Origin of the sequence: Klebsiella sp. ZJOU C1 (genome assembly GCF_035620215.1) — a bacterium.
GTDB lineage: Bacteria > Pseudomonadota > Gammaproteobacteria > Enterobacterales > Enterobacteriaceae > Klebsiella > Klebsiella variicola.
The window spans coordinates 748,145-762,941 of record NZ_CP141644.1; the positions used below are offsets into that span (position 1 = coordinate 748,145).

Here is a 14,797-nt window from a genome sequence, read left to right on the forward strand (position 1 = left end):
CGCTCCTCGTCCTTACGCCAGCTGCAGCAGAGTGTCGCCGACCGCCACCGCGTCGCCGGCTTTCACCGCGATACCGCGTACGGTCCCGGCCTGCGCGGCGCGGATTTCGGTTTCCATCTTCATGGCTTCCAGAATCAGCAGCACCTCGCCTTCGGCCACCGTCTGGCCTTCCGCGGCCAGCACCTTCCAGATAGTGCCCGCCAGCGGGGCGGTCACCGGGGTGCCGGCGCCGGCCGGAGCCGGGGCGGCAGCAGGCGCAGCGGCCACCGGCGCGGCGCTGAGCTGGCTGACGTCGCCGCCGTCGCTGACTTTGACCACAAAGGCTTTGCCTTCCACTTCGACGGTGTAGACGCCGGAGGCGGCTGGTTTTTCTGCTTTTGCCACCGGCTGCGCGGCTTCCGCCTGCGGTACCGGCTCAAAGGCTGCCGGGTTGTGGCGGTTTTCGAGGAACTTCAGGCCGGGCTGCGGGAACAGGGCCACGGTGAGCACGTCGTCGATGGCGTTTTCGGCAAGGGTGATGCCTTTCTCCTGCGCCTGGCGTCTGACGTCGGCTTCCAGCTGCGCCAGCTCCGGCTTCAGCAGGTCGGCCGGGCGGCAGGTCACCGGGTCAGCGCCGTCAAGCACCCGCGCCTGCAGGGCGGCGTTCACCGGCGCCGGGGTGCGGCCGTACTCACCCTTCAGGATACCGGCGGTCTCCTTCGCGATGGTTTTGTAGCGCTCGCCGGTCAGGACGTTGAGCACCGCCTGGGTGCCGACAATCTGCGAGGTCGGGGTGACCAGCGGGATGAAGCCGAGGTCCTCGCGCACGCGGGGGATTTCCGCCAGCACCTCATCCAGACGTTGGGCGGCGCTCTGCTGCTTCAGCTGGCTTTCGAGGTTGGTGAGCATCCCGCCCGGGACCTGGGCGACGAGGATACGGCTGTCGGTGCCCTTCAGCTGGCCTTCGAAGGCGTGGTACTTCTTACGCACCTCGCGGAAGTACGCGGCGATGCTCTCCAGCTTGTGGATATCCAGCCCGGTGTCATATTGCGTGCCGGCGAGGGTGGCGACCAGCGCCTCGGTGGCCGGGTGGCCGTAGGTAGCGCTCATGGACGAAATCGCCGTATCCACGCCGTCGACCCCGGCTTCAATGGCCTTCAGCAGCGCCATCTCCGCCATCCCGGTGGTGGCATGGCAGTGCAGGTGCAGGGTGACGTCGTAGCGTTTTTTGATTTCGCTGACCAGCTCAAAGGCGGCATGCGGCGTCAGAATGCCGGACATGTCCTTGATGGCGACGGAGTCGACGCCGGTCTCCAGCAGCTGTTCGGTGAGGTCGAGCCAGGTCTGCAGGGTGTGCGCCGGGCTGGTGGTGTACGAAAGCGTACCCTGGGCGTGGGCGCCGTGGCGGCGGACCGCCTGCAGGGCGGCCTGCATGTTGCGCGGGTCGTTCATGGCGTCGAAGACGCGGAAGACGTCCATGCCGTTTTTGACGGTGCGCTCCACGAAGCGCTCCACCACGTCGTCGGCGTAGTGGCGGTAGCCGAGCAGGTTCTGGCCGCGGAGCAGCATCTGCAGCGGGGTCTTCGGCATCGCCTTTTTCAGCTCGCGCAGGCGGACCCACGGGTCCTCGCCGAGGAAGCGGATGCAGGCGTCAAAGGTGGCGCCGCCCCAGCACTCAAGGGAGCGGTAGCCGACGTCATCCAGCTGAGCGGCGACGGGGAGCATATCGTCGAGACGCAGACGGGTGGCGAACAGGGACTGGTGGGCGTCGCGCAGGACGACATCGGTAATGGCAACGGTCATAAATTCCTCCGTGAATTAAGGGTGAAGACGGCGATGGTGGTGAATGGCGGCGACAATCGCCGGCTTTAAGCGGGCGAAGTCGTCGGCGGGCGCGGCCGGGGCCGGTTTGGGGGCGGCAGGCGGCTCGGGAAACAGGCGGTTGACGGCGAGGGACATTCCCCGGATGGCAAAGATGAGCAGCAGCAGGAACACCAGCACAAAGCCCATGCCGAGAAACATCAGGGTGAAGCCTTCGCCTAACAGGACGGCATTGTCAGTCATTGGTACATCTCAAATAGGGGCACGATGACGCGCTGTCTGACAAGGTTTCTGGCGTTTCCGGCTAAGGAGCAGGGTGGATTTCCCTCTGCCGCTCCCGGCATAGGACCCTGATACGTTCTTCACCTGTCAGTTCAACGTGCCATCGTGCAAATGGGTTAAACCATCATGCCGAACACGATGCTGGCGATGACCAACACAATACCCCCGCCCAAACGGGAGGAGATTTGCGCATAAGAGATAAGGTTCATACGGTTACAAGCAGAGAGAACTTCCAGGTCGCCGGAGCCGCCGCGGTTGGCCATACACAGGCCCGCCGTGATCGCCGATTCAATTGGGAAGAAGCCCATCAGCCAGCCGCCGATCGCCGCGCCGAGCACTGCGCCGATAACGATTACGGCGGCGATAACAACGTTATAGACAGTAATGGCATTGATGATTTCCTGCAGGTCGGTGTAGCAGACGCCGACGCCGACCATCAGTACCCACAGCAACTGTTTAGAGAAGAAATCAGACAGACGCTTGGCGCCGGCTTTGATTTCTGGTGAGCACAGGCCGGAGGCGTTTAGCGCCGCAACGATCAATACCATCCACGCGAAGTAGTGAATCGAAACGCCGCCAATGCTGGGCAGGATTTTCTTGGCGACGACGTAGGCCAGCAGGAAACAGGTAGTGGACAGCACCAGGCCGACGGCGGTTTCACGATGGGTGATTTGTCCCGCTTTTTCATCGTCTTCCACTTTGAATGAGGCTTTACGCACCAGTTCGCCTTCGCCGCTCAGCCAGGTGTGCTTTTTACCGATGATATCGAGTATCGCGGCAAAGACGATGGCGAAGATGTTGGCGATGGTCAGGATAGCGATGGCAGTAGAGTAATATTCTTCGCGAGAACGACCAGTGACGGAGTGGTAAATCTCCGACAGGGGGACCGCGCCCGCGCCGTTACCGCCACCCATGATCGGCAGGACGTACAGCATCATGATGCGATCCACTGGAATCCCGAACACCAGACCGATAGCGATGCCGAAAATCGACGCGCCGACAATGCCCATCAGGATGGTTGGAATATAGCCGAGCAGTGATTTCAGCAGCAGGCGGCGGTTTACCGACAGGATTGCACCGGTGATTAATACCGCGATAAATAAGTTAAGGAAGTTACTTTTATCCATCACGTTGCTGATAGCATCTATCTCTTTCTGCGTGAAAATACCGGCATAGACGAAATAAGCCGCCACCAGGAAAATCATCACCGGAGCGCCACCGATATATTTATTGAATATTGGCAGGCGCTTACCAATTTCGCCGAACAAGGCGCCGATAATAAACATGATGGCGAAACCGCCGACAATGTCGGTGGGTAAAGCGTTATAGAAATGTGAAAGTAATAGTGTAATTAACGCAAACGCGTAAAGAGGTAGCGGCATGCCGAAGATTTTAAATCCCAGCAGGTCGCTAACGCCCTTCTTCTCCGTTGCCGGAGCCTGACTCATGTTAGTCATAAACGTTATCCTGTTTATCGATGGAGTAGTAAGACCGGCGCATAGTAATAAATAGCCCCAGGGGTAAGGTGTGATTACCTTCACTGAATACTCGTGTTTTTTATTAATTTAATTGGTTTTATGATTCTGAATTAATTAACAACATAAAAACCATAAAGCCAATTAAGCCACGAGAAAAACTGTGACTTAAATACAAGAATCCATAGCCGAACGCTGGCGAAATACAGTTCGTTTTGAAATGACGAAGCGCTAAAAAATGACACTGATATTAAAACGCGTTCAGCTATTAAAAGATAAACCGCGGCGAGAGGCGATCGATCGGTTTCTCCGCCAGCATCAACTGTCGTTAGAGGCCGACTGCGAAATGGCGATTATCGCCGAGTATCAGCAGCGGCTGGTCGGCTGCGGTGCTATCGCCGGCAATGTGCTGAAATGCATCGCCATCGATCCCTCGCTGCAGGGGGAGGGGCTGAGCCTTAAATTACTGACCGAGCTCCTGACGCTGGCCTATGAGCTGAGGCGCAGCGAGCTGTTTTTATTCACTAAACCCAGTAACGCTGCGCTATTTTCCGGGGCAGGCTTCTGGCCAATTGCCCAGGCGGGCGATCGCGCCGTATTAATGGAAAACAGCCGCGAACGGCTGACGCGCTATTGCCGACAGCTGGCGATGTACCGTCAGCCGGGGCGCAAAATCGGCGCCATTGTGATGAATGCCAATCCGTTTACCCTCGGCCACCGTTGGCTGGTGGAGCAGGCGGCACGCCAGTGCGACTGGTTACATCTGTTTGTCGTGAAGGAAGATGCCTCCTGCTTTTCCTATCACGATCGCTTTACGCTTATCGAAAAAGGTATCGCCGGCATCGACAAAGTGACGCTGCATCCCGGTTCGGCATACCTCATCTCGCGGGCGACGTTTCCCGGCTACTTCCTCAAAGAGCAGGGCGTGGTCGATGACTGCCACAGCCAGATTGACCTGCAGATATTCCGTGAACGCCTGGCCCCGGCGCTGCAGATAACCCATCGCTTTGTCGGCACCGAGCCGCTGTGTTCGCTGACCCGTAGCTACAACCAGCGCATGAAGGCGTTGCTGGAAGCGCCCGGTGACGCGCCGCCTGTTGAAGTTGTGGAGCTGGCGCGCATCGAAAAAAACGGCGGGCCGATATCCGCTTCCCGCGTGCGCGAGCTGTACCGACAGCGCAACTGGCAAGCCGTCGCGGCGCTGGTGCCGCCGGGCACCCTCTCTTTTCTGATGCAACTGGCGGAGAGCGAACATCAAACCGCCTGATTTATACGCCCTAACTAAGGATTTTCCCCTATGGAAATGAAGATTGACGCCCTGGCCGGCACGCTGGAGTCCAGCGATGTGATGGTCAGGATTGGACCGGCGGCGCAGCCGGGCATTCAGATGGAAATCGACAGCATTGTGAAACAACAGTTTGGCGCTGCGATTGAGCAGGTGGTCAGAGAAACGCTGGCGCAGCTTGGCGTGAAGCAGGCCAACGTGGTGGTCGATGATAAAGGCGCCCTGGAGTGCGTACTGCGGGCCCGTGTACAGGCTGCGGCGCTGCGCGCGGCGCAACAGTCTCAATTGCAATGGAGCCAGTTATGAAACCACGTCGCAGTATGCTGTTCATCCCTGGCGCCAATGCCGCCATGTTAAGCACGTCATTCGTCTACGGCGCTGATGCGGTGATGTTCGACCTGGAAGATGCCGTTTCGCTGCGCGAGAAAGATACCGCTCGTCTGCTGGTGTATCAGGCGCTGCAGCATCCTCTGTATCAGGATATCGAAACCGTGGTGCGCATTAACCCGCTGAATACGCCGTTTGGTCTTGCCGACCTTGAAGCGGTGGTACGCGCGGGTGTGGACATGGTACGTCTGCCGAAAACCGACAGCAAAGAAGATATCCATGAACTGGAAGCGCACGTTGAGCGGATTGAACGCGAATGCGGCCGGGAAGTGGGCAGCACCAAGTTAATGGCGGCGATCGAGTCGGCGCTGGGGGTGGTGAACGCGGTGGAGATCGCCCGCGCCAGTCCGCGTCTGGCGGCGATCGCGCTGGCGGCTTTCGATTACGTTATGGATATGGGCACTTCTCGCGGCGACGGCACTGAACTGTTCTATGCCCGCTGTGCGGTACTGCATGCCGCGCGCGTTGCCGGCATCGCCGCCTATGACGTGGTGTGGTCGGATATCAACAACGAAGAGGGGTTCCTCGCGGAAGCGAATCTGGCGAAAAACCTCGGCTTCAACGGCAAATCGCTGGTCAACCCACGACAAATTGAACTCCTGCATCAGGTCTATGCCCCGACGCGCAAAGAGGTCGACCATGCGCTGGAGGTGATTGCCGCCGCGGAAGAGGCAGAGTCGCGCGGTCTGGGCGTGGTGTCGCTCAACGGCAAGATGATCGATGGACCGATTATCGACCACGCTCGCAAAGTGGTGGCGCTCTCGGCTTCCGGGATTCGTGATTAAGGGGAACAAGATGAAAGAGACAGTAGCAATGCTTAATCAGCAGTACGTGATGCCGGAAGGACTGACCCCTTATGCGGGCGTGACGGCGAAAAGTCCGTGGCTGGCCAGTGAAACAGAAAAGCGCCAGCGTAAAATCTGCGACTCGCTGGAAACGGCAATCCGTCGCTCCGGCCTGCAAAACGGCATGACCATTTCGTTCCACCACGCGTTTCGCGGCGGTGACAAAGTGGTCAACATGGTCATGGCAACGCTGGCGGAAATGGGCTTTCGCGATCTGACCCTGGCATCCAGTTCGCTGATCGACGCCCACTGGCCGCTGATCGAGCATATTAAAAAAGGCGTGATCCGCCAGATCTATACCTCCGGTCTGCGCGGCAAGCTGGGCGAGGAGATCTCCGCCGGCCTGATGGAAAACCCGGTGCAGATCCACTCCCACGGCGGTCGCGTACAGCTGATCCAAAGCGGCGAACTGTCGATTGATGTGGCGTTTCTCGGCGTCCCTTGCTGCGATGAGTTTGGCAATGCCAACGGCTTTAGCGGTAAGTCGCGCTGCGGTTCGCTGGGCTATGCGCGCGTTGATGCGGAACATGCCAAATGCGTAGTGCTGTTGACCGAAGCGTGGGTGGATTACCCAAACTATCCGGCCAGCATTGCCCAGGATCAGGTGGATCTGATCGTCCAGGTGGACGAAGTCGGCGATCCGCAAAAAATTACCGCTGGGGCGATCCGTCTGACCAGCAACCCGCGCGAACTGCTGATTGCCCGCCAGGCGGCGAAGGTGGTCGAGCATTCCGGGTACTTTAAAGACGGCTTCTCGCTGCAGACTGGCACCGGCGGCGCCTCGCTGGCGGTGAGCCGCTTCCTCGAAGACAAAATGCGCCGTAACGGCATTACCGCCAGCTTCGGCCTCGGCGGCATCACCGGCACGATGGTCGATCTGCACGAAAAGGGGCTGATCAAAACGCTGCTCGATACCCAGTCGTTCGATGGCGACGCCGCGCGTTCGCTGGCGCAGAACCCGAACCACGTCGAGATCTCCACCAATCAGTATGCCAGCCCAGGCTCTAAAGGCGCCTCCTGCGAGCGCTTAAACGTGGTAATGCTCAGCGCGCTGGAAATCGATACCGACTTTAACGTCAACGTGATGACCGGCTCTAACGGCGTGCTGCGCGGCGCTTCCGGCGGACATAGCGATACCGCCGCCGGCGCGGATCTGACCATCATTACCGCGCCGTTAGTTCGCGGGCGAATTCCCTGCGTCGTGGAAAAAGTGCTGACCCGCGTGACGCCGGGAGCCAGCGTGGATGTGCTGGTCACTGACCACGGCATAGCGGTCAACCCGGCACGTCAGGACCTGATCGACAATTTGCGCAGCGCAGGCATTCCGCTGATGACCATTGAGGAGCTGCAGCAGCGTGCGGAACTGCTAACCGGCAAGCCGCAGCCGATCGAATTTACCGATCGGGTGGTGGCGGTGGTGCGCTATCGCGACGGTTCGGTCATCGATGTGATTCGTCAGGTGAAAAACAGCGACTAAACGCAGAGGGGAAAGGCCATGAGCGACGTGTTAATTAATCCGGCGCGTGTGCGGCGCGTGAAGCCACTGAGTGCCGAAGAGGTGGTCAGCGCGGTAGAGCGCGCGCTGTTGACCGAAGTTCGCCTGACCCCTAAGCCCGGGTTGGTGGATATTCGTAACGCTGGCGCGCACCGGGATATGGATCTGGCCTCGTTTGAGGCCAGCACCGCGGTGGTGGCGCCATGGATGGAGAAATTTTTCATCATGGGCCACGATACTGCGGCGGTCGCGCCGGAGCAGGTATTGATGATGCTGCGCCCGGTGGGGATGGCCTGTGAGAACGATATGCTGGAGGCCACCGGCGGGGTGAATACCCATCGCGGGGCGATCTTCGCTTTTGGCCTGCTCAGCGCGGCGGCGGGCAGGCTGGTGTCGAAAGGTGAGCCGATAGAGCAGCACCGGCTTTGCGATCAGGTGGCGCGCTTCTGTCGCGGCATGGTTATGCAGGAATTGTCTTCTGCTGGCGGGGAACGGCTTAGTAAAGGCGAGGCTCATTTTCTGCGTTATGGTCTCCCCGGGGCCCGCGGCGAGGCGGAGAGCGGTTTCCTGACGGTGCGTACCCAGGCCTTGCCAGTCTTTACCCGCATGATGGAAGAGACCGGCGACAGCAATCTGGCGCTGCTGCAAACCCTGCTGCATCTGATGGCGTGGAATGATGACACCAACCTGGTCTCGCGCGGCGGGCTTGCCGGGCTGAACTTTGTCCAGCAGGAGGCGCAGCGACTGCTGTGGCAGGGCGGCGTGCTGGCGGACGGCGGGCTGGAGGCGCTGCGCCAGTTTGACGATGAGCTGATTGCCCGCCATCTCAGCCCCGGCGGCAGCGCCGATCTGCTGGCGGTGACCTGGTTTTTATCCACGTTTCCCGCCGGCGCGCTTTTCCCGCTGTAACCCACTGCAACACCGCCTTCGCCCGCACTGTACGGGCGAAGGCGCCATCATTAGCCTTCCCGGTTGTCACTACGTAAACATGGAATTGCGGCACAATCGTATAGTTTTTACTGATATCGTCCGCCGTTTGTCATAAATTTCTAATTATCGGCGTTTTTGAGTAGCGGCCCGCTGACGGGCTGGTTACTCTGAAAACAATTTACGTAATGTTAACAAAAGAGAATAGCTATGCATGATGCACAAATCCGCGTGGCCATCGCCGGCGCGGGCGGCCGGATGGGACGCCAGTTAATTCAGGCTGCATTGCAGATGGAAGGCGTGGCGCTGGGCGCGGCGCTGGAGCGCGAAGGGTCAAGCCTGGTGGGCAGCGACGCCGGGGAGCTGGCGGGCGCCGGCAAAGCGGGCGTCGCGGTGCAGAGCAGCCTGACGGCGGTAAAAGATGATTTCGACGTGTTGATCGATTTTACCCGCCCGGAAGGCACGCTGAATCATCTGGCGTTTTGCCGCGAGCACGGTAAAGGGATGGTCATCGGCACCACCGGTTTTGACGACGCTGGCAAGCAGGCGATTCGCGACGCCGCGCAGGAGATTGCCATTGTCTTCGCCGCTAACTTTAGCGTCGGCGTCAACGTCCTGTTAAAGCTGCTGGAGAAGGCGGCAAAGGTGATGGGCGACTACACCGACATCGAAATTATCGAAGCGCACCACCGGCATAAAGTGGATGCGCCGTCAGGCACCGCGCTGGCGATGGGCGAAGCGATCGCCGGAGCATTGAACAAAGATCTGAAGGAATGCGCCGTCTACAGTCGTGAAGGTCATACCGGCGAACGCGTTCCGGGCACCATTGGCTTCGCCACCGTCCGTGCGGGCGATATCGTCGGGGAGCATACGGCGATGTTTGCTGATATCGGTGAGCGTATTGAAATCACCCATAAAGCCTCCAGCCGGATGACCTTTGCTAATGGCGCGGTTCGCTCTGCATTATGGCTGAAAGACAAGAAAAATGGTCTGTTTGACATGCGTGATGTGCTGGGTTTGAACAGTTTATAACGATTATTACCCATCGTGATGTGGTTATTGCAATCAATAAGTTATTGATGCAAGGGGCAATATATTGTTGCCCTTTTTTATTTTTGTGGGTTTGGTGTGTGTTTTACGTTGTGATAGCTATAAATAATAATATTCATGCTGTTTTTGGTGAATGAAATGTAAATTTTGACCATTTGGTCCACTTTTTAGCGCTTCGTCGCCAGGTTTTACACTCTTTCCCGTCCGCAAGCGTTTTCTCAGCCAGGTTTGTTGATCTTTTTGGCGTAAAAATCACATGTTATGCGCCAGTGGCGTAAAATGACATTAAAAATCTCCGCTTTAAGTTGACTTTTATCCGACATCTCTCCAGAATGCCGCCGTTTGCCAAAAATCTGCGGGCAACAGATTTGCATTGATTCAGATCGTGTTTATGAATTAATATGCAAATAAAGTGAGTGGATATTCTCTGGAGGGTGTTTTGATTAAGTCAGCGCTATTGGTTCTGGAAGACGGAACCCAGTTTCACGGTCGGGCCATCGGGGCAACCGGCACGGCGGTTGGGGAAGTCGTTTTCAATACTTCAATGACCGGTTATCAAGAAATCCTCACTGATCCTTCCTATTCCCGCCAAATCGTCACTCTTACTTATCCTCATATTGGTAATGTCGGCACCAACGCCGCCGATGAAGAATCTTCTCAGGTACACGCGCAGGGTCTGGTGATCCGCGATCTGCCGCTGATTGCCAGCAACTTCCGCAATACTGAAGATCTTTCTTCTTATCTGAAGCGCCATAACATCGTGGCGATTGCCGATATCGATACCCGCAAGCTGACGCGTCTGCTGCGTGAGAAAGGGGCGCAGAACGGCTGCATCATCGCGGGCGACAGCCCGGATGCTCAGCTGGCGCTGGAGAAAGCGAAAGCGTTCCCGGGTCTGAACGGCATGGATCTGGCGAAGGAAGTGACCACCGCAGAAACCTACAGCTGGACGCAGGGCAGCTGGACTCTGGCGGGCGACCTGCCGGAAGCGAAAGCGGAAAGCGAGCTGCCGTTCCACGTTGTGGCGTATGACTTCGGCGCGAAACGCAACATCCTGCGCATGCTGGTGGACCGCGGCTGCCGCCTGACGGTGGTGCCGGCGCAGACCTCTGCCGAAGACGTGCTGAAAATGAATCCGGACGGTATTTTCCTCTCTAACGGCCCAGGCGACCCGGCGCCGTGCGATTACGCTATCGACGCGATTGAAAAATTCCTTGAGACCGATATTCCGCTATTCGGTATCTGCCTTGGCCATCAGCTGCTGGCGCTGGCGAGTGGTGCGAAGACCATTAAGATGAAGTTCGGCCACCACGGCGGCAACCATCCGGTGAAAGATATTGATAACAATGTGGTGATGATCACCGCGCAGAACCACGGTTTTGCGGTTGACGAAGCCACCTTGCCGGCCAACCTGCGCGTGACCCACAAGTCGCTGTTCGACGGCACCCTGCAGGGCATTCATCGTACCGACAAACCGGCGTTTAGCTTCCAGGGGCACCCTGAAGCGAGCCCGGGGCCGCACGATGCCGCGCCGCTGTTCGACCACTTTATCGAGTTAATTGAGCTCTACCGTCAGTCCGCGAAATAATCAGGAGTAAAAGAGCAATGCCAAAACGTACAGACATAAAAAGTATCCTGATTCTGGGCGCGGGCCCGATTGTTATCGGTCAGGCGTGTGAGTTTGACTACTCCGGCGCGCAGGCCTGTAAAGCCCTGCGTGAAGAGGGCTACCGCGTTATTCTGGTGAACTCCAACCCGGCGACCATCATGACCGACCCGGAAATGGCTGATGCGACCTACATCGAGCCGATTCACTGGGAAGTGGTACGTAAAATTATCGAAAAAGAGCGCCCGGATGCCGTGCTGCCGACCATGGGCGGCCAGACCGCGCTGAACTGTGCGCTGGAGCTGGAACGTCAGGGCGTGCTGGCAGAGTTCGGCGTGACCATGATCGGCGCCACTGCGGACGCGATTGATAAAGCGGAAGACCGTCGTCGCTTCGACGTGGCGATGAAGAAAATCGGCCTCGACACCGCGCGCTCCGGCATCGCCCACACCATGGAAGAAGCGCTGGCGGTTGCCGCCGACGTTGGCTTCCCGTGCATTATCCGTCCGTCCTTTACGATGGGCGGCACCGGCGGCGGTATCGCCTATAACCGCGAAGAGTTCGAAGAAATCTGCGAACGCGGCCTGGATCTCTCTCCGACCAACGAACTGCTGATCGATGAATCGCTGATCGGCTGGAAAGAGTACGAGATGGAAGTGGTGCGCGATAAGAACGACAACTGCATCATCGTCTGCTCGATTGAAAACTTCGATGCCATGGGGATCCATACCGGCGACTCCATCACCGTTGCCCCGGCGCAGACCCTGACCGACAAAGAATACCAAATCATGCGTAACGCCTCGATGGCGGTCCTGCGTGAAATCGGTGTGGAAACCGGCGGCTCAAACGTGCAGTTCTCGGTGAACCCGAAAGACGGTCGCCTGATCGTTATCGAAATGAACCCGCGCGTTTCCCGCTCTTCGGCGCTGGCCTCGAAAGCCACCGGCTTCCCGATTGCTAAAGTGGCGGCCAAGCTGGCAGTGGGCTACACCCTTGACGAGCTGATGAACGACATCACCGGCGGCCGCACTCCGGCTTCCTTCGAGCCGTCCATCGACTACGTGGTCACCAAAATTCCACGCTTCAACTTCGAAAAATTCGCTGGCGCGAACGACCGTCTGACCACCCAGATGAAATCCGTCGGCGAAGTGATGGCCATTGGCCGCACCCAGCAGGAATCGCTGCAGAAAGCGCTGCGCGGCCTGGAAGTGGGCGCCACCGGCTTCGACCCGAAAGTGAGCCTCGACGACCCGGAAGCGCTGACTAAAATTCGCCGCGAGCTGAAAGACGCTGGCGCCGAGCGTATCTGGTACATCGCGGATGCCTTCCGCGCCGGCCTCTCGGTAGACGGCGTCTTCAACCTGACCAATATCGACCGCTGGTTCCTGGTGCAGATTGAAGAGCTGGTGCGTCTGGAAGAGAAAGTGGTGGAAGTGGGCATCAACGGCCTCGACGCCGACTTCCTGCGTACCCTGAAGCGTAAAGGCTTTGCCGATGCGCGTCTGGCGAAACTGGCGGGCGTGCGGGAAGCGGAAATTCGCAAGCTGCGCGACCAGTATGACCTGCATCCGGTCTACAAGCGCGTAGACACCTGCGCCGCCGAATTCGCCACCGATACCGCCTACATGTACTCCACTTATGAAGAAGAGTGTGAGTCCAACCCGTCCGTTGACCGCGATAAAATCATGGTCCTCGGCGGCGGCCCGAACCGTATCGGCCAGGGTATCGAATTTGACTACTGCTGCGTACACGCCTCTCTGGCGCTGCGCGAAGACGGTTACGAGACCATCATGGTCAACTGTAACCCGGAAACCGTGTCTACCGACTATGACACCTCCGACCGTCTGTACTTCGAGCCGGTGACCCTGGAAGACGTGCTGGAAATCGTGCGCATCGAGAAGCCGAAGGGCGTTATCGTCCAGTACGGCGGCCAGACGCCGCTGAAGCTGGCGCGCGCCCTGGAAGCCGCAGGCGTACCGGTTATCGGCACCAGCCCGGACGCTATCGACCGCGCGGAAGACCGTGAGCGCTTCCAGCATGCGGTTGACCGTCTGAAGCTGAAGCAGCCGGCGAACGCCACCGTCACTGCCATTGAGCAGGCGGTAGAGAGAGCGAAAGAGATTGGCTACCCGCTGGTGGTTCGGCCGTCTTACGTGCTCGGCGGCCGGGCGATGGAAATTGTTTACGACGAGCAGGATCTGCGCCGCTACTTCCAGACCGCGGTTAGCGTCTCCAACGATGCACCGGTACTGCTGGATCGCTTCCTCGATGACGCGATTGAAGTGGATGTCGACGCCATCTGCGATGGCGAGATGGTGCTGATTGGCGGCATCATGGAGCATATCGAGCAGGCGGGCGTACACTCCGGCGACTCAGCCTGTTCCCTGCCAGCGTATACGCTGAGCCAGGAAATTCAGGATGTGATGCGCGAGCAGGTGCAGAAGCTGGCTTTCGAGTTGCAGGTTCGCGGCCTGATGAACGTCCAGTTCGCGGTGAAAGATAACGAAGTTTATCTGATTGAAGTGAACCCGCGTGCGGCGCGTACCGTACCATTCGTCTCCAAAGCCACCGGTGTCCCGCTGGCGAAAGTCGCGGCGCGCGTAATGGCCGGTAAGACGCTGGCGCAGCAGGGCGTGACCAAAGAGATCATCCCGCCGTACTACTCGGTGAAAGAGGTGGTTCTGCCGTTCAACAAATTCCCGGGCGTTGACCCGCTGTTAGGGCCAGAAATGCGCTCTACCGGGGAAGTGATGGGCGTGGGCCGTACCTTCGCGGAAGCATTCGCCAAAGCGCAGCTGGGCAGCAACTCGACCATGAAGAAACAGGGCCGTGCACTGCTCTCCGTTCGCGAAGGCGACAAAGAGCGCGTGGTCGACCTGGCGGCGAAGCTGCTGAAGTTTGGCTTTGAGCTGGATGCGACCCACGGTACGGCGATTGTGCTGGGCGAAGCCGGTATCAACCCGCGTCTGGTGAACAAGGTGCATGAAGGTCGTCCGCACATTCAGGACCGTATCAAGAATGGCGAATACACCTACATCATCAACACCACCGCAGGTCGCCAGGCGATTGAAGACTCCAAGCTGATTCGCCGCAGCGCGCTGCAGTACAAGGTGCATTACGACACCACCCTGAACGGCGGCTTTGCCACCGCGATGGCGCTGAATGCTGACGCCACCGAGAAGGTGATTTCGGTTCAGGAAATGCACGCGCAAATCACCAAATAAGCGCGCCGGCCTGGCCGGAGAGCAACAAACCAGGGCTGACGACATCGTCAGCCCTTTTTTTGGGCTGCAGTCATCTTCGGAGAGTTCTGCTTTTAACCACCTGTCGGGTCAGGCTAACTATAGTGAGCACCATAACGATACCTATTGATGAAAAGACAGGAGGATACAATGCGGAACAATATTCTGGTGGCATCCGCACTGGCAGCGACGGCAATCATGTTCGTGGCCGGCTGCTCATCGAATCAGTCGATCAAAACCACCGATGGCAAGACCATTGTCACCAGCGGCAAACCGCAGGTGGATGATGACACCGGCCTCGTCTCATACAAAAATGCCGAAACCGGCCGCGTGGAGCAGATTAACCGCGACCAGGTGAAGTCCATGGATGAGCTGGATAACTAATAGTTATCCCAGGCCCCGC

Annotated in this window: 12 protein-coding genes; 9 read left to right on the forward strand and 3 right to left on the reverse strand. The window is 58.4% G+C overall.

Annotated elements, in window-relative coordinates:
- Window positions 1–12: 12 nt before the first annotated feature.
- From oadA to citS, 3 genes are all read right to left on the reverse strand, one after another.
- Complete coding sequence (gene oadA / locus SPE70_RS03540; protein WP_136047505.1) at window positions 13–1,782, reverse strand: sodium-extruding oxaloacetate decarboxylase subunit alpha; 1,770 nt, start codon at window positions 1,780–1,782, stop codon at window positions 13–15.
- A gap of 15 nt (window positions 1,783–1,797) precedes the next feature.
- Complete coding sequence (locus tag SPE70_RS03545; protein WP_032736653.1) at window positions 1,798–2,043, reverse strand: oxaloacetate decarboxylase subunit gamma; 246 nt, start codon at window positions 2,041–2,043, stop codon at window positions 1,798–1,800.
- A 155-nt stretch (window positions 2,044–2,198) separates the two neighbouring features.
- Window positions 2,199–3,539: a citrate/sodium symporter CitS gene (gene citS / locus SPE70_RS03550; protein ID WP_048964838.1), complete on the reverse strand. Its 1,341-nt coding sequence runs from the start codon at window positions 3,537–3,539 to the stop codon at window positions 2,199–2,201.
- Between the two features lie 256 nt (window positions 3,540–3,795).
- Here citS and citC point away from each other — a divergent pair, with 256 nt between their 5' ends.
- The 9 genes from citC (at window position 3,796) to SPE70_RS03595 (ending at window position 14,778) form a co-directional block, all read left to right on the forward strand.
- Window positions 3,796–4,824: a [citrate (pro-3S)-lyase] ligase gene (gene citC, locus SPE70_RS03555; RefSeq protein WP_012542889.1), complete on the forward strand. Its 1,029-nt coding sequence runs from the start codon at window positions 3,796–3,798 to the stop codon at window positions 4,822–4,824.
- Window positions 4,825–4,854: 30 nt separating this feature from the next.
- A complete protein-coding gene (gene citD, locus SPE70_RS03560) occupies window positions 4,855–5,148 on the forward strand; it encodes a citrate lyase acyl carrier protein (protein ID WP_023297055.1) in 294 nt (97 codons plus the stop codon).
- Window positions 5,145–6,014, forward strand: a complete 870-nt coding sequence (citE, locus tag SPE70_RS03565; RefSeq protein ID WP_012968960.1) for a citrate (pro-3S)-lyase subunit beta — start codon at window positions 5,145–5,147, stop codon at window positions 6,012–6,014. Before citD ends, citE begins: the two co-directional genes overlap by 4 nt.
- A gap of 10 nt (window positions 6,015–6,024) precedes the next feature.
- Entirely contained in the window at window positions 6,025–7,551 is a 1,527-nt protein-coding gene (citF, locus tag SPE70_RS03570; RefSeq protein WP_136047503.1) for a citrate lyase subunit alpha, read from the forward strand.
- An 18-nt stretch (window positions 7,552–7,569) separates the two neighbouring features.
- Complete coding sequence (gene citG, locus SPE70_RS03575; RefSeq protein WP_012968958.1) at window positions 7,570–8,478, forward strand: triphosphoribosyl-dephospho-CoA synthase CitG; 909 nt, start codon at window positions 7,570–7,572, stop codon at window positions 8,476–8,478.
- 228 nt (window positions 8,479–8,706) lie between these two features.
- A complete protein-coding gene (gene dapB / locus SPE70_RS03580; RefSeq protein WP_324726478.1) occupies window positions 8,707–9,528 on the forward strand; it encodes a 4-hydroxy-tetrahydrodipicolinate reductase in 822 nt (273 codons plus the stop codon).
- A 457-nt stretch (window positions 9,529–9,985) separates the two neighbouring features.
- On the forward strand, window positions 9,986–11,134 hold the full coding sequence (gene carA / locus SPE70_RS03585) for a glutamine-hydrolyzing carbamoyl-phosphate synthase small subunit (protein ID WP_136047502.1): 1,149 nt from the start codon (window positions 9,986–9,988) through the stop codon (window positions 11,132–11,134).
- 17 nt (window positions 11,135–11,151) lie between these two features.
- A complete protein-coding gene (gene carB, locus SPE70_RS03590; RefSeq protein WP_008807485.1) occupies window positions 11,152–14,376 on the forward strand; it encodes a carbamoyl-phosphate synthase large subunit in 3,225 nt (1,074 codons plus the stop codon).
- Window positions 14,377–14,544: 168 nt separating this feature from the next.
- Window positions 14,545–14,778 (forward strand): YgdI/YgdR family lipoprotein, encoded by a 234-nt coding sequence (locus SPE70_RS03595; protein WP_002888059.1) that lies wholly within the window; start codon window positions 14,545–14,547, stop codon window positions 14,776–14,778.
- The last annotated feature ends 19 nt before the right edge of the window (window positions 14,779–14,797 follow it).

What these genes read in the sequence shown, in the direction of transcription:
- oadA (WP_136047505.1), bottom strand. Translation starts at nt 1,782, where the DNA reads ATGACCGTTGCCATTACCGATGTCGTCCTGCGCGACGCCCACCAGTCC.
- SPE70_RS03545 (WP_032736653.1), bottom strand. Translation starts at nt 2,043, where the DNA reads ATGACTGACAATGCCGTCCTGTTAGGCGAAGGCTTCACCCTGATGTTT.
- citS (WP_048964838.1), bottom strand. Translation starts at nt 3,539, where the DNA reads ATGACTAACATGAGTCAGGCTCCGGCAACGGAGAAGAAGGGCGTTAGC.
- citC (WP_012542889.1), top strand. Translation starts at nt 3,796, where the DNA reads ATGACACTGATATTAAAACGCGTTCAGCTATTAAAAGATAAACCGCGG.
- citD (WP_023297055.1), top strand. Translation starts at nt 4,855, where the DNA reads ATGGAAATGAAGATTGACGCCCTGGCCGGCACGCTGGAGTCCAGCGAT.
- citE (WP_012968960.1), top strand. Translation starts at nt 5,145, where the DNA reads ATGAAACCACGTCGCAGTATGCTGTTCATCCCTGGCGCCAATGCCGCC.
- citF (WP_136047503.1), top strand. Translation starts at nt 6,025, where the DNA reads ATGAAAGAGACAGTAGCAATGCTTAATCAGCAGTACGTGATGCCGGAA.
- citG (WP_012968958.1), top strand. Translation starts at nt 7,570, where the DNA reads ATGAGCGACGTGTTAATTAATCCGGCGCGTGTGCGGCGCGTGAAGCCA.
- dapB (WP_324726478.1), top strand. Translation starts at nt 8,707, where the DNA reads ATGCATGATGCACAAATCCGCGTGGCCATCGCCGGCGCGGGCGGCCGG.
- carB (WP_008807485.1), top strand. Translation starts at nt 11,152, where the DNA reads ATGCCAAAACGTACAGACATAAAAAGTATCCTGATTCTGGGCGCGGGC.
- SPE70_RS03595 (WP_002888059.1), top strand. Translation starts at nt 14,545, where the DNA reads ATGCGGAACAATATTCTGGTGGCATCCGCACTGGCAGCGACGGCAATC.